The following is a 22,587-nucleotide window of genomic DNA, read 5'->3' as shown; positions in this document are numbered from 1 at the left end:
ACTCTTCGCCGCCGAGAAGCTTAACTGTCTCGGCCCAGCCATCATCAACAAGCGATTCGTGTGTCATCCCCAGCGTAGAATCACAACCGATTCCGCGCCGCAATACCCTATCTTAGCGCCTATGCCCGGCAGGGGCAGTTTTCCGGCTTTTTCGTCATCCGGTGGGGTGTATCGCGCGAAAGCTTGCGATAAGAGGAGACTCAAAGAAACTCCCCTCTCCCATGGACAAAAATCGCCGCTCATGACCATTTCGAATTCCGTGCCGATCACTCCCGAGCTCGTCGCCGCGCACGGGCTGAAGCCCGACGAATACCAGCGCATCCTCGATCTGGTCGGGCGCGAGCCAAGCTTCACTGAGCTCGGCATCTTCTCGGCGATGTGGAACGAGCACTGCTCCTACAAGTCCTCCAAGAAATGGCTGCGCACGCTGCCGACCAGCGGTCCGCAGGTCATCCAAGGTCCCGGCGAGAATGCCGGCGTGGTCGACATCGGCGACGGTGACTGCGTTGTGTTCAAGATGGAGAGCCACAACCACCCCTCCTACATCGAACCTTATCAGGGCGCGGCGACCGGCGTCGGCGGCATCCTGCGCGACGTCTTCACCATGGGCGCGCGGCCGGTGGCGGCGATGAACGCGCTGCGCTTCGGCGCGCCGGATCATCCCAAGACCCGGCACCTTGTCGCGGGCGTGGTTTCGGGCGTCGGCGGCTACGGCAATTCCTTCGGCGTGCCGACCGTCGGCGGCGAGGTCAATTTCGATGCCCGCTACAACGGCAACATCCTGGTCAACGCCTTCGCGGCGGGCCTTGCCAAGACCAACGCCATCTTCCTGTCGCAGGCCAAGGGCGTCGGCCTGCCGGTCGTCTATCTCGGCGCCAAGACCGGGCGCGACGGCGTCGGCGGCGCCACCATGGCTTCGGCCGAATTCGACGATAAGATCGAGGAGAAGCGCCCGACCGTGCAGGTCGGCGATCCCTTCACCGAAAAATGCCTGCTGGAAGCCTGCCTCGAGCTGATGGCATCGGGCGCCGTCATCGCCATCCAGGACATGGGTGCGGCCGGCCTCACCTGCTCGGCGGTCGAGATGGGCGCAAAGGGCGACCTCGGCATCGAGCTCGACCTCGACAAGGTGCCGGTGCGCGAGGAGCGCATGAGCGCCTATGAGATGATGCTGTCGGAAAGCCAGGAGCGCATGCTGATGGTGCTGCGCCCGGAAAAGGAAGAGAAAGCCGAGGCGATCTTCCGCAAATGGGGGCTCGACTTCGCCATCGTCGGCAAGACCACCGATGATCTGCGCTTCCGCGTCATCCATCAGGGTGACGAGGTCGCCAATTTGCCGATCAAGGACCTGGGGGACCAGGCGCCGGAATATGACCGCCCCTGGGTCGAAGCGAAGAAGCCGGCGCCGCTTGCCGCAAACGACGCGCCGAAGGCCGATGTCGCCGACGCGTTGCTCAAGATGCTGGGCGGACCGGACCTCTCTTCGCGCCGTTGGGTGTGGGAGCAGTACGACACGCTGATCCAGGGCAATTCGTTGCAGCTTCCAGGCGGCGATGCCGGCGTGGTGCGCGTCGAAGGCCATCCGACCAAGGCGCTCGCCTTCTCCTCCGACGTCACGCCGCGCTACTGCGAGGCCGATCCTTATGAAGGCGGCAAGCAGGCCGTCGCCGAATGCTGGCGCAACCTCACCGCCACCGGCGCCATGCCGCTCGCCGCCACCGACAACCTCAATTTCGGTAATCCCGAACGGCCCGAGATCATGGGCCAGCTCGTCGGCGCCATCAAAGGTATCGGCGATGCCTGCCGTGCGCTCGGCTTCCCGATCGTCTCCGGCAATGTCTCGCTCTACAACGAAACCAATGGCCGCGGCATCCTGCCGACGCCGACCATCGGCGGCGTCGGCCTCATCTCCGACTGGTCGAAGATGGCGCGCATCGGCTTCGCCGCCGAGGGCCAGATGATCGTGCTGGTCGGCGCGCCGCCGAGTTGGGGAAGCCATCTCGGCCAGTCCGTCTATCTGCGCGACATCCATGGCCGCGCCGACGGACCGCCGCCGCCGGTCGATCTCGCGCATGAGAAGCGCGTCGGCGACCATGTGCGCTCGCTGATTGCTTCCGGCATTGTGACCGCCGCGCACGACGTCTCGGACGGCGGCCTGGCGATAGCGCTGGCCGAAATGGCGATGGCCTCCGGCATCGGCGCCACCATCCCCGGCCTCACCGGCACCGACCCGATTCCGGTCTGGTTCGGCGAGGACCAGGGCCGCTATCTGCTGACGCTGTCGATCGACCCGCAAAGCGGCGAATGGGACAGTATCCGCGAGGAGCAGGGCAAGCTCGGCATCTTCGCGCCCTGGATCGGCACCACCGGCGGGCGTGAATTGAAGCTGGGTGACGCACGACCGATCCCGGTCAGTGAATTGACCACCGCCCATGAGGGCTGGTTCCCGCGCTTCATGGATCAGGCCAGTTGACCAGAAGCATGTCTCCCGAAAGTGTGCAGCGGTTTCGGGAAAAAGACATGCTTACGACAAAGGACTTAAATGTCGCATAAATCCTTTTTTATGCGACATGATTTAACCGGCAGGGCGCTGGTCGCAGTCGTCTTCTGGCCGTCCCTGTTCTTCTTCTGGTTTCTCGCACCGTTCGTCCTGTTCCTGCTGTCGACGACCTCGAGCGAGGTCTGTCCGCGGCTGGAAACCCGCGCCGAGTTCCTGGCGGCGGCCAACGGCACGCTGCCGATGCTCATCGTGCAGACCCTGATCTACGCGGTTCCGATCGTCTGCCTGGTGCTCTGGAACCGGCTTTCTCCGGAGCCGGCGCGGGCAAGGCACATCGCGACCTGCATCAAGCTCTTCGCCATCGCCGCGGTGATCGGGGCGGTTTGGGACTATGGCTCGTCCTTGATCTGCGACGGCTACGGTCAGGCCCTCTTCTCGACCGCATGGCAGATGACGAGCTATCTTCCCATCATCAGCCTGGTGGTCAACATCCCGCTCTACGTGCTGGTCTTCAGCCTCGGCCGCGCCTATTCGACGCGCGATGACATCACGGAAGACGGCGTGGTTCATGCGAGCCAGGACAATTCCTAGCCTTCATCCCCCGACGGAACGTCTTCAATCCGGACTGGAAAGGCTTTAGGCTCACCCAAGTCACATACGGCCTGCGTGCTTGAAACAGGATTTTGCCATGGCAATGGATGCCCACGACATCGAAAAACTGATCAAGGAAGGCATCCCGGACGCCAAGGTGACGATCCGCGACCTTGCCGGCGACGGCGACCACTACGCGGCCGAGGTCGTCGCAGAAAGTTTCCGGGGCAAAAGCCGTGTCCAGCAGCACCAGATGGTCTATGACGCGCTGAAGGGCAAGATGGGCGGCGTGCTGCATGCTCTGGCGCTGCAGACCAGCGTGCCGGACTGAGCGCTGCCGCCTCTCAGGCCTTGGCCCAAAGTCGCCTTATCCCTTGCGCCATTCAAGTAGCGTCACGGCCAACGTCTTGTTTCAGCCACCCTATGGGTTTATTTGAAGGACATGCTTCGAGCCTGACTCCCACAGGCGTGAAAGGATTGTCCATGACCGGCATCAGCGACTACATCGACAATGAAGTGAAGAGCAACGACGTCGTGCTCTTCATGAAGGGCACGCCCGGCTTCCCGCAATGCGGGTTCTCCGGCCAGGTGGTGCAGATCCTCGACTACATCGGGGCCGACTACAAAGGCGTCAACGTGCTCGACTCGGCCGAATTGCGGCAGGGCATCAAGGATTATTCGAACTGGCCGACCATCCCGCAGCTCTACGTGAAGGGTGAATTCGTCGGCGGTTGCGACATCGTGCGCGAAATGTTCCAGGCCGGCGAGTTGCAGGACTTCCTCGTCGAAAAGGGCGTCAGCGTCAAAGGCGCCGCCTGATCGGATTGCGTCGGCGACCAGCCGGCGGACACAAACTTCCGGGGCCGCCCCCACCTCGGCATTGTAGTTCTCGGATTTGAGAACGAGACGAATGGATGCGCCGGCAATCCGGCGCATGTTCGTTTGAAGAATCGGATTTCGCGGTGGACAAGCAGGCAGCAGCGCAGCAATCGGCAACAAGCTTGCCCATTCCGCGCTGGGAATTCATTGCGCTCTGCGCGGCGCTCATGGCGCTCAACTCCTTAGCCATCGACATCATGCTGCCGGCGCTGCAGCAGATCGGCGCCTCGCTCGGCGTCGAGAGCGAGAACCACCGCCAATATGTGATCACCGCCTATATGCTTGGCTTCGGCGGCGGACAGCTTTTCTTCGGACCCATTTCGGATCGCTTCGGGCGCCGTGCGCCGTTGGTCTTCGGCCTGGTCGTCTATGTTGCCGCCGCGGCTGCCGCCGCCGTCGCGCCGAGTTTCGCCCTGTTGCTGACCTGCCGCCTGATACAAGGCTTCGGCGCGGCGGCGACCCGCGTCATCGCCGTCTCGATCGTACGCGACACGTTCGAAGGCCGGCGCATGGCCGAAGTGATGTCGCTGATCTTCATGGTGTTCATGGCAATTCCGGTGGTCGCGCCCGGCATCGGCCAGTTCGTCATGCTGTTTGCCAGCTGGCACTGGATTTTCGTGACCATGGCCGTCGGTGCGCTGGTCGTGTCGGCGTGGGCGCTGTTGCGCCTGCCCGAGACGCTGCATCCGGAATATCGCCGGCCGCTGACGGTAAGCTCCGTCGCCGGCGGCTTCCGCATCGTGCTCACCAATCGCCTCACGCTTTGCTACGCCTTTGCCAGCACCTTCATCTTCGCGGCCATGTTCGGCTTCATCAGTTCGGCACAGCAGATCTATATCGACATCTTCCATGTCGGCGAGTTGTTCCCGCTGATCTTTGCCGGCGTCGCCGGCGTGCTTGCTTTCTCGAACTATCTCAATTCGCGGCTGGTCGGCCAGATCGGCATGCGCCGCCTGTCGCAGGGCGCGCTGCTTATCTTCCTGTGCATCAGCCTTGCCTGGCTGGTGGTCTCGCTCGAAATGAAAATGCCGCTCTGGCTGTTCATCGCGTTTTTTGCCGGTGCGATGCTGCCGTTCGGCGGACTGGGCGCGAATTTCAACGCCTTGGCCATGGAGCCGCTTGGCGAACTCGCCGGCACCGCCGCGTCCATCCTGGGCTTCATGCAGACCTTCCTCGGCGCCATCATCGGCGCGTTGATCGGCCAGGCTTACAACGGCACGGTGACCCCTTTGGCCGCCGGCTTCTGCAGCGTCTCGGTCGCGGCTCTGCTGATGATCCTGATCGCCGAGCGGGGCAGGATGTTCCAGCCTCACAATCCCCCCGTTTCGGGGCACGTCACCGATCTGCACTAGATTGCTGTGGCCGGCAGGGCTGCCGGCCCTGGCCAAGCGCAGGATTTGGCCCTACTCGGCCCAGAGCTCGCGCCGCAACTCGTCCCAACTTTGCTTGTCCGGCGCGACCAGCAGGCCGCCATCGACATGCGAGGGCAGGTAGGCGCTTCCGTCGACGCGCGCGACATGGCCGCCGGCTTCCTGATGGATCAGCGCGCCCGCCAGATGATCCCAGGGCATCAGCTTGTTGTAGAGCACGAAATGGGCGTGGCCGCTGGCCAGAAGCCGGTATTCATGCGCCGCGCAGCGATAGGCGAATTGCGACAGCGTCTTGGTCTGGTTGCGGGCAAGCCGCGAGCGTTCAGGCTCTTGGAGAAACTGCCAAGAAACGGCGCCGGTCATCTGCGACATCGGCACCGGCGCCGCGACGCGAACCTGCTCCAGCGCGCCATGCGCATGGCGGATATGGCTGCCCGCGCCCTTGGTCCCGATCAGCCAGTCCTTGCCGACTGGATCGTGGATAATCCCGGCGACGGTCTCGCCATTGACGACGACGCCGGCCATGACGCCGAACAGCGGCACGCCGGATGCGAAATTGAAAGTGCCGTCGACCGGATCGATGACGAAGGCAAGCGCGGCATCACCAAGGCCCGACAGCAGCGCCGGATTGTCGGAGCAGGCTTCTTCGCCGACCACCATGGCGTCCGGATAACGCTCGCGGAGCCGGGCGGTGATCAGCCTCTCGGCGTTAACGTCCGCCTCGGTGACGAGGTCGGCGGCGGACGTCTTCTGGCGGACGTCGCCCTCGCCCAGCCGGCGGAAGCGCGGCATGATTTCGGCGTTCGCCGCGTCGGCGAAAAGCTCGGCCAGCCAGTCGATCGCATTATCTTCAAATCGCATCGGAAACGTCTTGTCCTGGGTTGGTGCCGAGCCCCGCGAAGTCGAACAGCTTCCTGTCCAGGAGATGCGAGGGTCTTACATTGGTCATGGCGCGGATCATCGTATCCTTGCGGCCCGGCATGCGCTTCTCGATGTCGTCGAGCATCGCCTTCATGGCGTTGCGCTGCAGCCCTTCCTGGCTGCCGCAGAGGTCGCACGGGATGATCGGGAATTTCATCGCGTTGGCGAATTTCTCGAGGTCGGCCTCAGCACTATAGGCAAGCGGCCGCAGCACCATGACGTCGCCTTCATCATTGAGGAGCTTGGGCGGCATGGCGGCGAGACGCCCGCCATGGAACAGGTTCATGAAGAAGGTTTCGAGTATGTCCTCGCGGTGATGGCCAAGCACCAGCGCCGAACACCCCTCCTCGCGCGCGATCCGATAGAGATGGCCGCGCCGTAGCCGCGAGCAGAGCGAGCAATAGGTGCTGCCCTCGGGCAGCTTGTCGGTCACCACCGAATAGGTGTCCTGGTATTCGATGCGGTGGGCGATGCCGTTGGCGTTGAGATAATCGGGCAGGATGTGCTTCGGGAAATTCGGCTGGCCCTGGTCGAGATTGCAGGCGAGCAGATCGACCGGCAGCAGGCCGCGCCATTTGAGGTCGAGCAAAAGCGCCAGCAGGCCGTAGGAATCATTGCCGCCCGACAGCGCCACCAGCCAGCGTTCGCCCGGCTTCACCATGGCGAAATCTTCGATCGCCTGGCGGGTGAGCCTCAACAGCCGCTTGCGCAGCTTGTTGAACTCGACCGAGGACGGCACCTCACGAAACAGCGGGTGGAAGCCACCGTAGGTCTCGTCGTCGATCGCCTCGAGGGATTTGAGATCTGGCAGCATATTCATGGCGCCGGCTCCGCGTTGTCAGCGCTCGGCTTTAGAGCATTTTGCAGCCGAGTGAAATCACATGGCGTCGCATAATGCGGCCAAAGTGAATAGCCCTGACCGCCAAAGAAAAAGGCCGCCTTGAGAGGCGGCCTTGGAAGCTGCGGCTGATCGATGTCGATCAGCGCGAGTAGAATTCGACGACCAGGTTCGGTTCCATCTGCACGGCGAACGGAACGTCCGAAAGGCCGGGAACGCGAGCGAAGGTCGCGGTCATCTTGTTGTGGTCGGCTTCGATGTAGTCCGGCACGTCGCGCTCGGCGAGACCGACCGATTCCAGCACGATCACGAGCTGCTTCGACTTCTCGCGCACCTCGATGACGTCGCCCGGTTTGCAGCGATACGAGCCGATGTTCGTGCGCTTGCCGTTGACGTTGACATGGCCGTGGTTGACGAACTGACGGGCGGCGAAGATGGTCGGCACGAACTTGGCGCGGTAGACGACGGCGTCGAGACGCGACTCGAGCAGGCCGATCAGGTTCTCGGAGGTGTCGCCCTTGCGGCGGTTGGCCTCTTCATAGACCTTGCGGAACTGCTTTTCCGAAACGTCGCCATAGTGACCCTTCAGCTTCTGCTTGGCGCGCAGCTGCAGGCCGAAGTCGGAAAGCTTGCCCTTGCGGCGCTGGCCATGCTGGCCGGGGCCGTATTCACGCTTGTTGACCGGGGACTTCGGGCGGCCCCAGATATTTTCGCCGAGACGGCGGTCGATCTTGTATTTCGCGGATTCGCGCTTGCTCATCGCATTCCCTTTCAAAACAATATACCCGGAACCCCATGGCTCCGGGCGAAGGAAACGCGCCCTCCTCTGGCCTCCGTTTTCGAGACCTGACAGGGTTCCCCACGCAAAGCGACGGAAAACCCACGGGACACGTCAAAAGAAACCACCGGGCGTCGCCACCCGGTGTTGGTGGGCCTGTTAAACAGAGATTTAACCGGTGTCAAGCTTGCGGCTGGCAGCGCGGGTCGCAACCCGATAACATTTCCCGCGTGGCGTGCGGTGCCGGTTGTGGCGAAGGCCGTCGGCGGCAGAGCGGCTTGTGCTTTCAAGGAGCCGCCCTGCTCTGCCATGTTAATGAAGGGACTGGAGCAGAGGAGTCCGAATTCCCATGAAGAAGTTCTTCCTTACCCTGACCGGAGCCACTGTATTGGCGGGATCTATGGCGGTCATGACGCCGGAACCGGCCATGGCCAGGCATTGGAGCGGCCACAGGCAGGTATGCCGCGTCGTGGTGACGAAAAGAGTAGTCTGGCGCCACGGCCATCGCCACGTCGTCCGCTACAAGACCAAGCGCTGCTGGTGGCGCCGCTAGCTCATCTTGCGCCAAAGGGGTTAACGGAGGCCCGCGGCCGACGCCGCGGGCCTTTCATTCGATCTACGACTTCTTGCTGGGCAGACTTTTGCGCTTGGTCTCGGCGAACTCCTCGAGCTGCTTCTCGCTCATCGATTCATACATTTCGCGCGAAGCGCCTTTGAGTTCGCTCTTCTTCGTCTCGCCGCGCTTGGCGGAAAGCGCTGCGCCGGCGGCCTTTTGCTGGGCTTGCGATTTGGCGGGCATGGCGGTTTCTCCCTTGCTGCGGGAGAAACGCCGCGCTTCGACAGCAGTTCCGGCCCGAGCGGCTAAGTCCTTCGTAAGCTTGCGGCGTCGGCGATCTTCAGCAAAAGCCTTCCCGCGTCCGGAACGCCAGTATAGGACGGCGGCATGAAATCGCTGACCGATCCCTCACAGGCACTCTCCACCGGCCTCGCGAAAATCCGCACCGAGTTCCACGTGCCGGATGGATTCCCGCCGGAGGTGGTGGCTGCGGCGCAGGCGGCTGCCAAGCGTGTGCCCGACCAACATGCCGATCGCACCGCGGTGCCTTTCGTCACGCTCGATCCGGCGAGCTCGACCGATCTCGACCAGGCCTTCTCGATCGAGGCCAGCGGCGGCGATCTTCTCTTGCATTACGCCATTGCCGATGTGACCTGGTTCGCCGGGGACGGCGACGCGGTGGGTCTCGAAGCCTGGAACCGGGGCGAGACGCTTTATTTGCCGGACGGCAAGGCCGGGCTCTACCCGCCGCTGCTTGCCGAGGCTGCGGCGAGCCTGTTGCCCGATGGACCGCGTCCTTCGGTCATCTTCACGATCCGGGTTGCCGGAGACGGTGCGGTGAAATTGGATGGCGCGGAGCGCGCCGTCATCCAAAGCCGCGCCAAGCTCGCCTATGACAGCGTCAAAGCTTCCGATGTTCCCGCCGGCTTCGCGGAACTGGCGCGGCGCATGGCGGCTAACGAACATCGCCGCGGCGCTTCGCGCGTCGATCCGCCAGAGCAGGAGGTGCAAAGGCTCGCCGACGGCACGTTCCGGCTTTCGTTCAGGCCGCTGCTGCAATCCGAGCAGGACAATGCAGCACTTTCGCTGGCCGCCAATATGGCGATCGCCAATGCCATGCTGGCGCACAAGACCGGGTTGTTCCGGGTGATGTCGGGGCCGGATGCTTCCAAGGTGCAACGGCTGCGCAACGCGGCACTAGCGCTCGGCCTGTCCTGGCCTGCCTCCACCAGCCTGCGCGACTATCAGCGCACGCTCGATCCGGCCGATCCGAAACAGGCAGCGCTGATGCTGGAAATCCGCCGTGCGGGCAACGGTGCGTCCTACCAGCCTTATCAGGAGGGCGTCGTGCCCTGGCATGAAGCGATGGCCGCGACCTACGCGCATGCCACCGCGCCGCTCAGGCGGCTGGCCGACCGTTACGTCGTGCGCTGCGCGCTGGCGATCGTCAACGGCCAGCCCGTGCCGCAGGCCGTCACCGATGCCTTCGCCAGATTGCCGAAGGTGATGGGCCGTGCGGATGCCCGCGCCTCGCAGATCAATCACGCTGCCATCGACCTTGCCGAGGCCGTAATGCTCAAGGGACATGAGGGTGATACGTTCAAGGCCGTCGTCACCGACTTCGTCGACCATGGCGTGCGCGTGCAGCTTGCCGACATGCCTATCGTCGCCAACGTGAAGGCCACGGGCCTCAGACAGGGCGACAATCTCAACCTGAAGCTGATCTCCGCCAACCCGGATCAGCGCAGCATTGTCTTCGAGCCTGTTTAAGCGGCTGTACTTAAGATACGTGAGCTTAGCGCGCGGTCAGTCCAAAGCCCTGGATGAGCCGCCTCGTGGCAAAATCCACCTTGCCCGAGGTGAAGACGGCAAGATCGGGCTCGCTCTCGCCGGATGTTTCTCCGACAGGATCAAGCAGCGACATGGCGCGCCGCGCGATCGCCTCGGCGGGATCAATCCAGTCGACCGGCCAGGGCGCGGTCTTGCGCATGCGGTTGGCGAGAAACGGGTAATGCGTGCAGGCAAGCACGACGATGTCGGTGCGATTGGCCTCGCGCTCGATGAAACAGGGCGCGATTTCGGCACGCACGGCTTCCTCGTCGACGAAACCCTGGCGCATATAGATTTCGGCCAGCCCCGCCAGCCTGTCGCTGCCGACCAGGCGCACATGGCATTTCTGCGCCCATTTGCTGATCAGGTCGCGCGTGTACTGGCGCTTCACCGTGCCGGGCGTCGCCAGCACCGACACCAGGCCGGAGCGGGTGCGTTCGGCCGCCGGCTTGATTGCCGGAACGGTGCCCACAAACGGATGGCCGGGGAATGTCTCGCGCAGCGCCTCGATCACCAGCGTCGAAGCTGTGTTGCAGGCAATGACCGAAATCGCCGGCTGGAGGCGGTCGAGCAATTTGCCGAACAGTGCAAGAATGTGTTCCTTGAGCGCCGACTCTTCCCAGGCGCCATAAGGAAAAGCCGCGTCGTCGGCGACATAGACGAAGCGCCGGTCAGGCATCAGCACGCGCGCCTCGCGCAGCACTGTCAACCCGCCAACGCCGGAATCGAACATCAGGATCGGGCGCTGGCTTGATCGATCGCTCATTGTCATCCGGCCACAGAGCAATTCCAGGAAAAGTGTGAAAGGGTTTTCCGTCCGGAGTTGCGTCAAAACAAAGAGAAGCATCCGATCCGTGATTGGATCGACCGCGCTTCTATCGCGAATGATCTTGGTCTTGAAGAGGCGAATGCGAGCAGCTTTTGCGCAGTCGCTAGAGCATGATGCCGAAAAGCGTGAACCGGTTTTCGGACGACATCATGCTCTATCTCTAAGACTCACTCATATCCCGCGCTTGCCGAAGCCGGCGGGGCGCGGCCTGCCGAAGGGCTGCGGCGCGGGCGGAATGCGAGCGGCTGAAGCGGCAACCGCGGCGCGTGGAGCGGCCGGCACAGCGGTGCGCGCAGTGCGTGTCGATGCCGGAAGCGGACCATCGAAGTCGAAAACATCGGTCAGTTCGTCGATGTTGCTGCCGGCGACGGGTTTCGCCCACAGGATCGTGCACCAGAGGCCGAATATCGAAAGTGCAAGCAGGTTCAGCCCGCCGGGAATGCTCTCGGGATCGTCGAATTTGACGACCAGCAGCACGCCTGCCTGCAAAAGGGCGTAGACGGCGGAAAGGACGATGTAGGCCCACAGGATCCAGCGACGCCCGTTGGCGTCGCGGGTGCGGCGCGAGGCGATATTGCCGCGCAGCGCGACAAAGATGAGCGAGGCGACGAGGACGGCGCCCGCCATGCCCTGGCGCGCCGGACCAGCCCCCGAATTGATCAGCCCTTCGAAACCGATGGTGCTGACAATGCAGACAACGATCACCACGGTTTCGGCGACGGCAAGACCGAGAGAATAAAGGAAAAAGCGCAGTCGACCAATATTGGACGTAAACATGTGCCACCCCCACTATTGCAGCAAGGATGACGTATAACCGAATAAATTCGGTTACTTCAAATGCTCACAGCTTATCGATTTTAACTTTCTTCTTCTTTGGCGCGACTGCGCGCGCCGGCCGGCAACCGTCTTGGATCGTCGCCGGGCGAGCCGTCGCCGCGCGGCATGGCCGGCGAGAACCGGTCGAGCGAGGAGATGATGCCGCGCAGAACCTTGAGCTCCGGTTCGGCGAACCCCGCGCGCGTAAGCACGGCGCGCAGATTGTCGACCATCTTCGGTTTCTTTTCCTCGGGGCGGAAATAACCGCGCGCTTCCAGCGCGTTCTCAAGATAGGCGAACAGGCTGTGCAGTTGCTCTTTGGTCGCCGGCACCAGCTCCGGCCCGGAGAAATTGGTCTGGGTCTCGTCGGCGAGGCCGGACTTCATCCATTCATAGGACATCAAAAGCACCGCCTGAGCGATGTTGAGCGAGGAGAAGCCGGGGTCGACCGGGAAGGTGACGATCTCGTCGGCGAGCCCGACCTCGTCATTATAGAGGCCAAAGCGCTCGCGCCCGAACAGGATGCCGGTGCGCTGGCCCGCCTCGACGCGTGCCCTGAGCGCCCTGCCCGCCTCCACAGGCCCGCGCACCGGCTTGAAGCCGTCGCGCTCGCGCGCAGTCGTGGCGAAGACGAAGTTCAGGTCGGCGACTGCAGAGGCCAGATCGTCGAAAACCTTGGTGGCGTCGATGACATGGTCGGCGCGGCTGGCTGCCGCGCGCGCCTTCTCGCTCGGCCAGCCGTCGCGCGGATTGACAAGGCGCAATTCCGACAGGCCGAAATTCGCCATGGCCCGCGCCACCATGCCGATATTCTCGCCGAGCTGCGGCTCGACCAGGATGATCGCCGGTCCGGCGGAAGCGGTCTTGGTTGTGTCTTCTGTGGCTGGCATGGCTATTGGTAACCGGGGTTTGCGGCGTTTCGGCGTCCCCTGCCACATCCGGACCGGAAAATGAAGCATTCACAACAGCGGCGCCCGTCCGCCCCGGCGCGGATCGCGGTTTGCGCGCTGAAAAAGCCTTTGATATACGCTCCGCATCCCCGGCCGAAACCATGCGGGCAAGGCCGTCCAGATCCCCCAGCAACGAGGCATTCTTTCCATGGCGAAGATCAAGGTGGCGAACCCGGTCGTCGAACTCGACGGCGACGAGATGACCCGCATCATCTGGCAGTTCATCAAGGACAAGCTGATCCACCCCTATCTCGACCTGAAGCTTGAATATTACGACCTCGGCATCGAGCACCGCGACGCCACCAACGACCAGGTGACGGTCGATTCGGCCAACGCCATCAAGAAATGGGGCGTCGGCGTGAAATGCGCGACGATCACCCCCGACGAGGCGCGCGTCGAGGAATTCAAGCTGAAGAAGATGTGGAAGTCGCCCAACGGCACCATCCGCAACATCCTCGGCGGCACGATCTTTCGCGAGCCGATCATCATGAAGAACGTGCCGCGCCTGGTGCCGGGCTGGACCAAGCCGATCGTCGTCGGTCGTCATGCCTTCGGCGACCAGTACCGCGCCACCGACTTCCGTTTCCCCGGCAAGGGCAAGCTGACGATCAAGTTCGTCGGCGAAGACGGCCAGGTGATTGAGCACGACGTCTATGACGCGCCGGGCGCCGGCGTGGCCATGGCCATGTACAATCTCGACGAGTCGATCCGCGAATTCGCCCGCGCCTCGCTGAACTACGGCCTGCTGCGCAATTTCCCGGTTTATCTGTCGACCAAGAACACCATCCTCAAGGCCTATGACGGCCGCTTCAAGGATATCTTCCAAGAGGTCTACGAGAAGGAGTTCGAGGCCGAGTTCAAGGCAAGGAAACTCTGGTACGAGCACCGCCTGATCGACGACATGGTCGCCTCCAGCCTGAAATGGTCGGGCGGCTATGTCTGGGCCTGCAAGAACTATGACGGCGATGTGCAGTCCGACACTGTCGCGCAAGGCTTCGGCTCGCTCGGCCTGATGACCTCGGTGCTGATGACACCGGACGGCAAGACGGTGGAAGCGGAGGCCGCGCACGGTACCGTGACCCGCCACTACCGCCAGCATCAGAAGGGCGAGGAAACCTCGACCAATTCGATCGCCTCGATCTTCGCCTGGACGCGCGGCCTCGCCCACCGCGCCAAGCTCGACGACAATGCCGAGCTCAAGCGCTTCGCCGAGACGCTGGAAAAGGTCTGCATCCAGACCGTCGAGAGCGGTTTCATGACCAAGGACCTGTCGCTGCTGATCGGCCCCGACCAGCCGTGGCTCTCGACCACCGGCTTCCTCGACAAGATCGACGAGAATTTGCAGAAGGCGATGGGGTAATCAGCCATGGGCGGTGCCGGCGAAAAGGCCCGCCTTTGCGCCGGCAACAATGCCGATCTGTGTCGGGCGGTTTTCAAGGCGAATGGATTGAGCGACCGGAGGAACGAGTTCTTCTGGTCGAGCGACGAGCAAGCGCCCTCCTTCTATCCAAATGCTGTCACTCTGCATGCTAGTGCAATGGCTGCTCAGTTGGCGGAAATATCCAGGCTGACGTCAGTCTTTGCGGATAGCTTTGCGGTCAAGGATGGATTTTGCCGTCTCGACCTACGGCCGCTCGGATTCCGGCAGCTCTTCGATGCAAGCTGGATGTGGATGGATCTGTCTCACCCCATCGTGGTGCCTTCCGGCTGGGAACGCGTTGAGGATGCCTCAAGCTTGGAGATGTGGGCATTCGCCTGGGCGGATGTCGGAAGCCCGTCCAGCGGCCGGGTCTTTCCCGCGGCGATCTTGAACGACGATGCCATCGCTATCCTTGGCCGGCGAACGGCCGACGGTTTCGCTGCCGGTTGCATCGCCAACAGGTCGGAGCAGGTGATCGGGCTGTCAAATGTCTTCGCCGCAGATAGCGGTCCGATTTACCGCGATGCCGCAGCAGCCGCTGCCAACGCATTTGCGGGAAGTCGCGCGCTGGTCGGATATGAACGCGATCGTGTGCTGGATGAAGCACTGGCCTGCGGCTTTCAGGCCACCGGCGTGCTGCGCATCTGGCTACGGGATTTGGTTGAAAGTGAGCCTGGCTGATTGCCACTGTGTCCATGGCCAGGCAGGAAAGACGGATGGCAAAGCCTGTTCTCTACGGCGCTGACTACAGCGTTTATGTCCGCATCGCGCGGATGGCGCTGGAGGAGAAAGGCGTCAACTACGAGCTGGTGCCCCTCGACATCTTCGCCGCCGAAGGCATCCCGGCCTGGTATCTGGAACACCACCCTTTCGGCCGCATCCCGGCCTTCGAGCATGACGGTTTCCATCTGTTCGAAACCGGTGCGATCACGCGCTATGTCGATGAAGCCTTCGACAGTCCAGCGCTACAGCCGGCGGATGCGCGTGGCCGCGCCAGGATGGGCCAGATCACCGGCATGCTCGACGCCTATGGCTATCACGCCATGGTCTGGGATGTTGCGGTGGAGCGGCTGGAGAAAGCGGCACCGGATGAGGCGCTGATTGCCAGCGGGCTCCGCCAAGCTGAGACGGTGGTCAAGGGTTTGACATCGCTGAAGGCAAAAGGGCCTTGGCTGCTAGGCGACCAGCTGACACTGGCCGACCTGCACGCGGCACCGATCATCGCTTATTTCGTAAAGGTCGCGGAAGGACGCGATTTGTTGGCGCGGTTTGCGGGTATGCGCGATTGGTATCAGCGCATCGCCGCTCGTCCGAGCTTTGCGCGGACTGAGAAGGTCGGTTGACTGGCGTTCGTCATCTCGGCGTGCGATGGCCTCGTAGATGATAATTATTGGCGCTGGCGCCGCCCCTCATTGCCCTGCCGGGCATTTCTCCCCGTAAACGGGGAGAAAGAAGCTGGTCGCGACGCCGGCGCTTTTCCTGCCCGTTGGTGATTGGCGAAAGCCTATGTGACAGCGCCCTTCTCCCCGTTCAACGGGGAGAAGATGCCGGCAGGCAGATGAGGGGCAGCGCCGCCTTTGGCAGACTGGAGCCGGCTCGAACTGGGCCGGTCTCGCTCATTTAAGCCGCTTCCAGCGCCGCTTTCACCGCTGCGATCGCATCATTGGCCCTGGAGGCGTCGGGGCCACCGGCCTGCGCCATGTCGGGACGCCCGCCGCCGCCCTGGCCGCCGAGCGCAGCGGACGCGACGCGCACGAGATCGACGGCGCTGAAGCGGCCGGTCAAATCGTCGGTGACGCCGACGACCACGCTCGCCTTGTTGTCCTCGCCGGCGCCGACAAAGACGACCACGCCGGAGCCGAGAGTCTTCTTGCCGGCATCCGCCAGCGGCTTCAGGTCCTTCGGCGCCACACCGCTGACCGCCTTGCCGAGGAAGCCGACGCCTGCGACCGTCTCATTCGCGGCCGGGGCATCGGCAACGGCCGAACCGCTGCCCAGCGCCAGCTTCTTGCGCGCCTCGGTAAGCTCCTTTTCGAGCTTCTTGCGTTCTTCGAGCAGCGCCTCGACGCGCGACGGCACATCGGCCGGCGAGATCTTCAGGGTCGCCGCCGCGGCTTTCAGCCGCCTGTCCTGCTCGTCGAGATGCTTGCGCGCCGCCTCGCCGGTCAGCGCCTCGATGCGGCGCACGCCGGCCGCCACCGCGCTGTCCGACAGGATGCGCACCAGGCCGATATCGCCGGTCGATTTCACATGCGTGCCGCCGCAGAGTTCGACCGAATAAGGCCGATTGGCCTTGGCGCCATGCAGGCCGGTGCCCATCGACACGACGCGGACCTCGTCGCCATATTTCTCGCCGAACAGCGCCATGGCCCCCTCGGCGATGGCGTCGTCGACCGACATCAGCCGCGTCGTCACCGGGCTGTTCTGGACGACGATCTCGTTGGCCATGCGCTCGACTTCTTCGAGCTCGTCCGCCGAGATCGGCTTGTTGTGCGAGATGTCGAAGCGCAGCCGGTCCGGCGCCACCAGCGAGCCCTTCTGCGCGACATGGGTGCCCAGCACCTCGCGTAACGCTTCGTGGATGAGATGCGTCGCGGAATGGTTGGCGCGCAGCTTCGAGCGGCGGGCGTGGTCGACCTTGAGTTCGACAGCCACGCCCGTCTTGACCGTGCCTTTGGCCACCTTGCCCAGATGCACGAACAGGCCGTCGGCCTTCTTCTGCGTATCGGAAACCTCGATCGAGAAGCCCTCGCCGGAGATCACGCCGGTGTCGCCCATCTGGCCGCCGGATTCGCCATAGAACGGCGTCTGGTTGACGATCACGGCGACCGCGTCGCCCCGGGACGCGCTATCGATCGCTTTACCGTCCTTGACCAGCGCCTGGACGATGCCTTCGGCCTGCTCGGTCTCATAGCCGAGGAACTCGGTCGCGCCCGTCTTTTCACGCACGGAGAACCAGACGGTTTCGGTCGCGGCCTCGCCCGAGCCCGCCCAATGCGCGCGCGCCTCGGCCTTCTGCCGCTCCATCGCGTCGGTGAAGCCGGCGATATCGACCGAGATGCTGCGCTGGCGCAGCGCATCCTGCGTCAGATCGAGCGGAAAGCCGTAGGTATCGTAGAGCTTGAAGGCCGTCTCGCCGTCCAGCATGTCGCCGGCTTTGAGCGTCTCGGTTGCGTCCGAAAGCAGGCCGAGGCCGCGCACCAGCGTCTTGCGGAAGCGTGTTTCCTCGAGTTTCAGCGTCTCGGTGATCAGCGCCTCGCCGCGCACCAGATCGGGATAGGCCTGGCCCATCTCGCGCACCAGGGCCGGCACCAGCTGCCACATCAGCGGATCCTTGGCGCCAAGCAGCTGCGCATGGCGCATGGCACGGCGCATGATGCGGCGCAGCACATAGCCGCGGCCTTCGTTGGACGGCAGCACGCCGTCGGCGACCAGGAACGAGCACGAGCGCAGGTGATCGGCGATCACCCGGTAGGACGCCACGTTCTCCTGGTTCGGACCCTGACCGAGCGCCGAGGACGCCACATCGATCAGATGCTTGAAAAGGTCGGTCTCGAAGACGCTCTCGACCCCTTGCAGGATGGAGGCCATGCGCTCCAGGCCCATGCCGGTGTCGATCGAGGGGCGCGGCAGGTCGATGCGCTCTTCCTTCGTCACCTGCTCATACTGCATGAACACCAAGTTCCAGAATTCCAGGAACCGGTCGCCGTCCTCTTCCGGGCTGCCGGGCGGGCCGCCCCAGATATGCTCGCCGCGGTCGATGAAGATTTCCGAGCACGGCCCGCAGGGACCGGTGTCGCCCATCGCCCAGAAATTGTCGGAGGTCGCAATGCGAATGATACGGTCATCCGAGAAGCCGGCGATCTTCTTCCAGTGGCCCGCCGCCTCGTCATCGGTGTGATAGACGGTGACCAAGAGCTTGTCTTTCGGCAGACCGAATTCCTTGGTGATCAGGTTCCAAGCAAGCTCGATCGCGCGCTCCTTGAAATAGTCGCCGAACGAAAAATTGCCGAGCATCTCGAAGAAGGTGAGATGGCGCGCGGTGTAGCCGACATTGTCGAGGTCGTTGTGCTTGCCGCCGGCGCGCACGCTCTTCTGCGCGGTCGCGGCGCGCGAATAGGGACGCTTCTCCAGACCGGTGAAGACGTTCTTGAACTGCACCATGCCGGCGTTGGTGAACATCAGCGTCGGATCATTGCGCGGCACCAGTGGGCTGGAGGCGACGATCTCGTGGCCCTCCTTGCGGAAGTAGTCGAGGAATGCCGACCGGATATCGTTCACGCCACTCATTGCGTACTGCCTTTTCGCGAGAACCGCCGGCGTTGCCGGCGGCTGATGGGCTTTTGTTTCAGAAGATAGATGGGCCTTTTAGCGATAGCTCCTCACCCTGTCCAGAAACACGGAATCAATGCATGTCGCCCAGAAGTGCGCAGCGGTTCTGGGACAACGACATGTATCAAAATGAAGACCTAAAGCGCGTCGCCGGGACCCGTTCCCAGCGCGACGCAATCTTCACAGGGGCGGCGGCTCAGCACCGCCCGCAAAACGCAAAACCGCCGGCGCGAAGGCCGGCGGTTCGGGTACGCAGTACTCAAGAACTCGATTACATAAGCACAAACCGATAAACCAGAATTATGGCCGAACTCCGGCTGAGCCGACGAATTGCTTTCGCTCAATCCCGAACAGGAAACCGCCGCGCGGCTTTCCTGGACGAACCGGCCCTATATGGCGCCGGCTTCGTCCTCGAAACCGTCGTCCCCGCCTTCGGAGCCGCCATTCTCGAGGAATTTCTCGGCGATCAGCCCGGCATTCTGCCTGAGCGCCATCTCGATCTCGCGCGCCGTGTCAGGATTGTCGCGCAGGAACAGCTTGGCGTTCTCGCGACCCTGGCCGAGACGTTGCGAATTATAGGAGAACCAGGCGCCCGACTTCTCGACCACGCCCGCCTTGACCCCGAGATCGACGAGCTCGCCGGTCTTGGACACGCCCTCGCCGTACATGATGTCGAACTCCACCACCTTGAAGGGCGGGGCCAGCTTGTTCTTGACCACCTTGACGCGGGTCTGGTTGCCGACGACCTCGTCGCGGTCCTTGACCGAGCCGATGCGGCGGATGTCGAGGCGCACCGAGGCGTAGAATTTCAGCGCGTTGCCGCCCGTGGTCGTCTCGGGCGAGCCGAACATGACGCCGATCTTCATGCGGATCTGGTTGATGAAGATGACCATGGTGTTGGAGCGCGAGATCGAGGCGGTCAGCTTGCGCAGCGCCTGGCTCATCAAACGAGCCTGGAGACCGGGCAGCGCATCGCCCATCTCGCCTTCGATTTCTGCGCGCGGCGTCAGCGCCGCAACGGAGTCGACGACCAGAACATCGATCGCGCCCGAACGCACCAGCGTGTCGCAGATTTCCAGCGCCTGCTCGCCTGTATCGGGCTGCGAGATCAGGAGGTTTTCCAGGTCGACGCCGAGCTTGCGGGCATAGACCGGATCGAGCGCGTGCTCGGCATCGACGAAGGCGCAGATGCCGCCCTTCTTCTGGGCTTCCGCCACGGTGTGCAGCGCCAGCGTCGTCTTGCCCGAGCTTTCCGGCCCGTAGATTTCGATGATGCGGCCGCGCGGCAGGCCGCCGACGCCGAGCGCGATGTCGAGCCCGAGCGACCCGGTCGGCACGGTTTCGATCTCGACCACCTGCTCGTTGGCGCCGAGCCGCATGATCGAGCCCTTGCCGAAAGCGCGCTCGATTTGCGACAGCGCCGCATCCAGAGCCTTTGATTTGTCCACTGCCTTATCCTCTACAAGCCGCAAAGTATTCTGAGCCATGATACATCACCCCTTGGTCGTCAATGAAGGCCGGACAATCCGTGATCCCTGCTCTTTTGTACCTTTTTCGTTCTCATATGGCAAGGGGCAACAAATATCTGAAAAACAAACACTATCTGGATTTGTTCTATTTTTGTCTCACCAGAGCTGGTGCGGAGCACAACCCCTGGTCCAGAAGAGATTTCGATATCCGGCCATCCCGAGTCGCAACCCCGACTGCAGGGCGACCTGGGGAAACCTAGAGCAATTCCAGGAAAAGTGCGTAGCGGTTTTCCGTCCGGAATTGCGCAAGAGGAAAGATTTAGAGCGGTTCAGCGATTCCGTGAAACGCCGAACCGCTCTAGTGTGCGCAGCCGCACAATCAACGAAAGTCTGCGACCCGAAATGCCGACATACCCAACTATCCTGGCGCTGGGCGGCGCCCATATCGACCGGCGCGGCCAGGTCTCGGGCATTTATGTGCCCGCTGCCTCCAATCCCGGCATGATGCGCGAGGACGTCGGCGGCGTCGTTTTCAACGCGCTGCGCAGCGTGGTGAAGCGCGGCGTGTCGGCCTCGCTGATATCCGTGCGCGGCGGCGACGCGGCGGCGGACACGGTTGCCTCGGCGATCGACAGCGCCGGGATAACGGACCTCTCGGTCGTGTTCCTCGACCGCACGACGCCGAGCTACACGGCGCTGATCGACGCCGAGGGTGAGCTGATCGTCGGGCTGGCCGACATGGCGCTCTATGACTTGGCCTTCCCCAAGCAGATAAGGCGTTCCAAGGTGCGCGAGGCGATCGAAGCCGCCGACGCGATCCTGTGCGATGCCAACCTGCCCACGGCGGCGCTGGAGCGCCTGGTGGCGCTGGCGGGCGGCCGGCCAGTCTTCGCCATTGCCGTCTCGCCGGCCAAGGTCGTCCGCCTGGCGCCGCTGCTCGACGATCTGTCGCTGCTCTTCATGAACCGCCGCGAAGCCGCCGCCCTGGTCGGCGCCGAAGTCTCAGGCAAGCCCCTTGTCGACGCGCTCAGGCGGGTTGGCCTGAATGCCGGTGTGGTTACGGCGGGCAGCGCCCCGGTGCTAGGCTTCGACGACACAGGCATCTTTGAAATCGACCCGCCCGCGCCCCGCCGGGTCGCCGACGTGACCGGCGCCGGCGACGCCCTGACCGGCGCGACGGTCGCTGCCCTGCTGCGCGGCCTGCCGCTGCGCGCCGCGCTGCGCGAAGGCGTTGCGGCGGCAATGCTCGCCATAGAGAGCCTAGAGGCCGTGCCGTCCTTCACGATCGCCAATTTCACGCAGGCGCTTGCCCTTGTGCCGGAGGCGCGGGAGGTGGCATAGGGCCACCCACCATCTACTTCCTCCTTATCAGAGACAGCCATGACGCCGGAAACCGCCCGCCCCTTCGTCGATATCCACCCGCCCGTGGCGGAAGCGCTTGCCGCCGGCCGGCCCGTGGTGGCGCTGGAAAGCACCATCATCACCCACGGCATGCCCTATCCCGACAATGGCGCGATGGCCGCCAAGGTCGAGCAGATCATCATCGACGACGGCGCGGTGCCGGCGACGATCGCCGTAGTCGACGGGCGCATCAAGATCGGCCTGTCCGACGGCGAGCGCGAATCGCTGGCCATGACGGGCGATGCTATGAAGCTGTCGCGCGCCGATCTCGGCTTCGCGGTCGCTCAAACGCGCACCGGCGGCACCACGGTTGCCGCCACCATGATCGCAGCGCATATGGCCGGCATAAAAGTCTTCGCCACCGGCGGCATCGGCGGCGTCCACAAGGGCGCGGAAAAAAGCTTCGACATCTCTGCCGACCTCGACGAACTGGCGCGCACGCCGGTCATCGTCGTCTCGGCCGGCGCCAAGGCGATCCTCGATATCGAAAAGACGCTGGAAGTGCTGGAAACGCGCGGCGTCCCGGTTATCGGCCATGGCTGCGAGACGATGCCGGCCTTCTGGTCGAGGCAGTCGCCTTTCCGCGCCCCGTTGACGCTCAATGCGCCGGAAGACATCGCGCATTTCTACCGCACGCGCCAAGCGCTGGGTCTGGGTGGCGGCATTCTGGTCGCCAATCCGGTGCCGCGGAATGACGAGATACCGGCCGCTGAGATGGACGGTTACATCCAGGCGGCGCAGAAAGCGGCCCAAGCGCAGAACGTCACCGGCAAGGCGGTGACGCCGTTCCTTTTGTCGAAAATCCTGGAGCTGACTGGCGGCCGCAGCCTCAAGACCAACATCGCGCTGGTCGAGAACAATGCGCGGCTGGCGGCGGAGATTGCCAAGGCGCTGTAGGTGCGGAAGGATCAGCTACCGGCAGCGATAGCGAACGCCGCGTTCCGTCACACCCCCCTCTGGCCTGCCGGCCATCTCTCCCGCAAGGGGCCTGTTGCGCAGTTAGCGAGGACAGGCTCGCGGAGCGATTTGGTCGCGAGGTCTCGCTCCGTTTTGGCTTTGGGGTGGAATTGAGGGTGGCGGTGTGGCCTCAGGCCGGATGCTGGACGC

21 protein-coding genes are annotated in these 22,587 nt (G+C 63.4%); 12 read left to right on the top strand and 9 right to left on the bottom strand.

The window, feature by feature from the left end; genetic code table 11:
• Window positions 1-241: 241 nt before the first annotated feature.
• The 5 genes from purL (at window position 242) to O7A05_RS32375 (ending at window position 5,322) form a co-directional block, all read left to right on the top strand.
• The gene (gene purL, locus O7A05_RS32395) at window positions 242-2,473 is read left to right on the top strand and encodes a phosphoribosylformylglycinamidine synthase subunit PurL (RefSeq protein ID WP_337097411.1); all 2,232 of its coding nucleotides are present in this window, start codon (window positions 242-244) and stop codon (window positions 2,471-2,473) included.
• 90 nt (window positions 2,474-2,563) lie between these two features.
• On the top strand, window positions 2,564-3,091 hold the full coding sequence (locus tag O7A05_RS32390; RefSeq protein ID WP_337097409.1) for a hypothetical protein: 528 nt from the start codon (window positions 2,564-2,566) through the stop codon (window positions 3,089-3,091).
• A gap of 97 nt (window positions 3,092-3,188) precedes the next feature.
• Window positions 3,189-3,422 carry a BolA/IbaG family iron-sulfur metabolism protein gene (locus O7A05_RS32385; RefSeq protein WP_040995401.1) on the top strand — a complete coding sequence of 78 codons (234 nt, stop codon included), beginning with the start codon at window positions 3,189-3,191 and terminating at the stop codon, window positions 3,420-3,422.
• 152 nt (window positions 3,423-3,574) lie between these two features.
• The gene (gene grxD, locus O7A05_RS32380; RefSeq protein WP_040981263.1) at window positions 3,575-3,910 is read left to right on the top strand and encodes a Grx4 family monothiol glutaredoxin; all 336 of its coding nucleotides are present in this window, start codon (window positions 3,575-3,577) and stop codon (window positions 3,908-3,910) included.
• A gap of 188 nt (window positions 3,911-4,098) precedes the next feature.
• A complete protein-coding gene (locus O7A05_RS32375; RefSeq protein ID WP_415927088.1) occupies window positions 4,099-5,322 on the top strand; it encodes a multidrug effflux MFS transporter in 1,224 nt (407 codons plus the stop codon).
• A gap of 51 nt (window positions 5,323-5,373) precedes the next feature.
• On the opposite strand, the gene O7A05_RS32370 is transcribed toward O7A05_RS32375, so the two are convergent.
• The 3 genes from O7A05_RS32370 to rpsD all read right to left on the bottom strand — a co-directional run bounded on the left by O7A05_RS32370 (window position 5,374) and on the right by rpsD (window position 7,859).
• Window positions 5,374-6,201 carry an inositol monophosphatase family protein gene (locus tag O7A05_RS32370; RefSeq protein ID WP_337097404.1) on the bottom strand — a complete coding sequence of 276 codons (828 nt, stop codon included), beginning with the start codon at window positions 6,199-6,201 and terminating at the stop codon, window positions 5,374-5,376.
• Complete coding sequence (gene ttcA / locus O7A05_RS32365) at window positions 6,191-7,075, bottom strand: tRNA 2-thiocytidine(32) synthetase TtcA (protein WP_337097412.1); 885 nt, start codon at window positions 7,073-7,075, stop codon at window positions 6,191-6,193. The genes O7A05_RS32370 and ttcA overlap by 11 nt, the downstream gene beginning before the upstream one ends.
• A gap of 166 nt (window positions 7,076-7,241) precedes the next feature.
• Window positions 7,242-7,859, bottom strand: coding sequence for a 30S ribosomal protein S4 (gene rpsD / locus O7A05_RS32360; protein ID WP_140627561.1), 618 nt, complete (start codon window positions 7,857-7,859; stop codon window positions 7,242-7,244).
• 367 nt (window positions 7,860-8,226) lie between these two features.
• Between rpsD and O7A05_RS32355 the strand changes: the two genes are divergently transcribed.
• Entirely contained in the window at window positions 8,227-8,430 is a 204-nt protein-coding gene (locus tag O7A05_RS32355) for a hypothetical protein (RefSeq protein ID WP_337097402.1), read from the top strand.
• Window positions 8,431-8,493: 63 nt separating this feature from the next.
• Here the strand turns inward: O7A05_RS32355 and O7A05_RS32350 are convergent, their stop codons facing one another.
• Window positions 8,494-8,676 carry a DUF3008 family protein gene (locus O7A05_RS32350; RefSeq protein ID WP_095765193.1) on the bottom strand — a complete coding sequence of 61 codons (183 nt, stop codon included), beginning with the start codon at window positions 8,674-8,676 and terminating at the stop codon, window positions 8,494-8,496.
• Between the two features lie 144 nt (window positions 8,677-8,820).
• Here O7A05_RS32350 and O7A05_RS32345 point away from each other — a divergent pair, with 144 nt between their 5' ends.
• Window positions 8,821-10,203 (top strand): RNB domain-containing ribonuclease, encoded by a 1,383-nt coding sequence (locus O7A05_RS32345; protein WP_337097400.1) that lies wholly within the window; start codon window positions 8,821-8,823, stop codon window positions 10,201-10,203.
• Between the two features lie 25 nt (window positions 10,204-10,228).
• Here O7A05_RS32345 and murI read toward each other — a convergent pair whose 3' ends face one another.
• The 3 genes from murI to O7A05_RS32330 all read right to left on the bottom strand — a co-directional run bounded on the left by murI (window position 10,229) and on the right by O7A05_RS32330 (window position 12,798).
• Window positions 10,229-11,029, bottom strand: coding sequence for a glutamate racemase (murI, locus tag O7A05_RS32340; RefSeq protein WP_337097398.1), 801 nt, complete (start codon window positions 11,027-11,029; stop codon window positions 10,229-10,231).
• Between the two features lie 234 nt (window positions 11,030-11,263).
• Entirely contained in the window at window positions 11,264-11,869 is a 606-nt protein-coding gene (locus O7A05_RS32335; RefSeq protein ID WP_337097396.1) for a hypothetical protein, read from the bottom strand.
• An 80-nt stretch (window positions 11,870-11,949) separates the two neighbouring features.
• Window positions 11,950-12,798: an RNA methyltransferase gene (locus tag O7A05_RS32330; RefSeq protein ID WP_337097394.1), complete on the bottom strand. Its 849-nt coding sequence runs from the start codon at window positions 12,796-12,798 to the stop codon at window positions 11,950-11,952.
• Window positions 12,799-13,006: 208 nt separating this feature from the next.
• Between O7A05_RS32330 and O7A05_RS32325 the strand changes: the two genes are divergently transcribed.
• From O7A05_RS32325 to O7A05_RS32315, 3 genes are read left to right on the top strand one after another with little or no spacing between them, the layout of a single operon-like run.
• Window positions 13,007-14,218, top strand: a complete 1,212-nt coding sequence (locus tag O7A05_RS32325; RefSeq protein ID WP_224512142.1) for an NADP-dependent isocitrate dehydrogenase — start codon at window positions 13,007-13,009, stop codon at window positions 14,216-14,218.
• A 6-nt stretch (window positions 14,219-14,224) separates the two neighbouring features.
• Window positions 14,225-14,959 carry a hypothetical protein gene (locus O7A05_RS32320; protein ID WP_337097393.1) on the top strand — a complete coding sequence of 245 codons (735 nt, stop codon included), beginning with the start codon at window positions 14,225-14,227 and terminating at the stop codon, window positions 14,957-14,959.
• A gap of 35 nt (window positions 14,960-14,994) precedes the next feature.
• Window positions 14,995-15,621, top strand: a complete 627-nt coding sequence (locus O7A05_RS32315; protein WP_337097391.1) for a glutathione S-transferase family protein — start codon at window positions 14,995-14,997, stop codon at window positions 15,619-15,621.
• Between the two features lie 277 nt (window positions 15,622-15,898).
• Here O7A05_RS32315 and alaS read toward each other — a convergent pair whose 3' ends face one another.
• Window positions 15,899-18,568, bottom strand: a complete 2,670-nt coding sequence (gene alaS / locus O7A05_RS32310; RefSeq protein ID WP_337097390.1) for an alanine--tRNA ligase — start codon at window positions 18,566-18,568, stop codon at window positions 15,899-15,901.
• A gap of 431 nt (window positions 18,569-18,999) precedes the next feature.
• The gene (gene recA / locus O7A05_RS32305; protein ID WP_224512150.1) at window positions 19,000-20,097 is read right to left on the bottom strand and encodes a recombinase RecA; all 1,098 of its coding nucleotides are present in this window, start codon (window positions 20,095-20,097) and stop codon (window positions 19,000-19,002) included.
• Window positions 20,098-20,481: 384 nt separating this feature from the next.
• On the opposite strand from recA, the gene O7A05_RS32300 reads away from it, so the two are divergent.
• Entirely contained in the window at window positions 20,482-21,420 is a 939-nt protein-coding gene (locus O7A05_RS32300) for a carbohydrate kinase family protein (protein WP_337097389.1), read from the top strand.
• A 39-nt stretch (window positions 21,421-21,459) separates the two neighbouring features.
• Window positions 21,460-22,377, top strand: coding sequence for a pseudouridine-5'-phosphate glycosidase (locus O7A05_RS32295; RefSeq protein ID WP_337097388.1), 918 nt, complete (start codon window positions 21,460-21,462; stop codon window positions 22,375-22,377).
• Window positions 22,378-22,587 lie beyond the last annotated feature (210 nt).

Origin of the sequence: Mesorhizobium argentiipisi (SeqCode), assembly GCF_037179585.1 — a bacterium.
Lineage (GTDB): Bacteria > Pseudomonadota > Alphaproteobacteria > Rhizobiales > Rhizobiaceae > Mesorhizobium > Mesorhizobium argentiipisi.
The sequence above is the reverse complement of the archived record's forward strand: the minus strand, read 5'-3'. Positions and strand labels throughout refer to the sequence as shown.

What these genes read in the sequence shown, in the direction of transcription:
- purL (WP_337097411.1), top strand. Translation starts at nt 242, where the DNA reads ATGACCATTTCGAATTCCGTGCCGATCACTCCCGAGCTCGTCGCCGCG.
- O7A05_RS32390 (WP_337097409.1), top strand. Translation starts at nt 2,564, where the DNA reads ATGCGACATGATTTAACCGGCAGGGCGCTGGTCGCAGTCGTCTTCTGG.
- O7A05_RS32385 (WP_040995401.1), top strand. Translation starts at nt 3,189, where the DNA reads ATGGCAATGGATGCCCACGACATCGAAAAACTGATCAAGGAAGGCATC.
- grxD (WP_040981263.1), top strand. Translation starts at nt 3,575, where the DNA reads ATGACCGGCATCAGCGACTACATCGACAATGAAGTGAAGAGCAACGAC.
- O7A05_RS32370 (WP_337097404.1), bottom strand. Translation starts at nt 6,201, where the DNA reads ATGCGATTTGAAGATAATGCGATCGACTGGCTGGCCGAGCTTTTCGCC.
- ttcA (WP_337097412.1), bottom strand. Translation starts at nt 7,075, where the DNA reads ATGCTGCCAGATCTCAAATCCCTCGAGGCGATCGACGACGAGACCTAC.
- rpsD (WP_140627561.1), bottom strand. Translation starts at nt 7,859, where the DNA reads ATGAGCAAGCGCGAATCCGCGAAATACAAGATCGACCGCCGTCTCGGC.
- O7A05_RS32355 (WP_337097402.1), top strand. Translation starts at nt 8,227, where the DNA reads ATGAAGAAGTTCTTCCTTACCCTGACCGGAGCCACTGTATTGGCGGGA.
- O7A05_RS32350 (WP_095765193.1), bottom strand. Translation starts at nt 8,676, where the DNA reads ATGCCCGCCAAATCGCAAGCCCAGCAAAAGGCCGCCGGCGCAGCGCTT.
- O7A05_RS32345 (WP_337097400.1), top strand. Translation starts at nt 8,821, where the DNA reads ATGAAATCGCTGACCGATCCCTCACAGGCACTCTCCACCGGCCTCGCG.
- murI (WP_337097398.1), bottom strand. Translation starts at nt 11,029, where the DNA reads ATGAGCGATCGATCAAGCCAGCGCCCGATCCTGATGTTCGATTCCGGC.
- O7A05_RS32335 (WP_337097396.1), bottom strand. Translation starts at nt 11,869, where the DNA reads ATGTTTACGTCCAATATTGGTCGACTGCGCTTTTTCCTTTATTCTCTC.
- O7A05_RS32330 (WP_337097394.1), bottom strand. Translation starts at nt 12,798, where the DNA reads ATGCCAGCCACAGAAGACACAACCAAGACCGCTTCCGCCGGACCGGCG.
- O7A05_RS32325 (WP_224512142.1), top strand. Translation starts at nt 13,007, where the DNA reads ATGGCGAAGATCAAGGTGGCGAACCCGGTCGTCGAACTCGACGGCGAC.
- O7A05_RS32320 (WP_337097393.1), top strand. Translation starts at nt 14,225, where the DNA reads ATGGGCGGTGCCGGCGAAAAGGCCCGCCTTTGCGCCGGCAACAATGCC.
- O7A05_RS32315 (WP_337097391.1), top strand. Translation starts at nt 14,995, where the DNA reads ATGGCAAAGCCTGTTCTCTACGGCGCTGACTACAGCGTTTATGTCCGC.
- alaS (WP_337097390.1), bottom strand. Translation starts at nt 18,568, where the DNA reads ATGAGTGGCGTGAACGATATCCGGTCGGCATTCCTCGACTACTTCCGC.
- recA (WP_224512150.1), bottom strand. Translation starts at nt 20,097, where the DNA reads ATGGCTCAGAATACTTTGCGGCTTGTAGAGGATAAGGCAGTGGACAAA.
- O7A05_RS32300 (WP_337097389.1), top strand. Translation starts at nt 20,482, where the DNA reads ATGCCGACATACCCAACTATCCTGGCGCTGGGCGGCGCCCATATCGAC.
- O7A05_RS32295 (WP_337097388.1), top strand. Translation starts at nt 21,460, where the DNA reads ATGACGCCGGAAACCGCCCGCCCCTTCGTCGATATCCACCCGCCCGTG.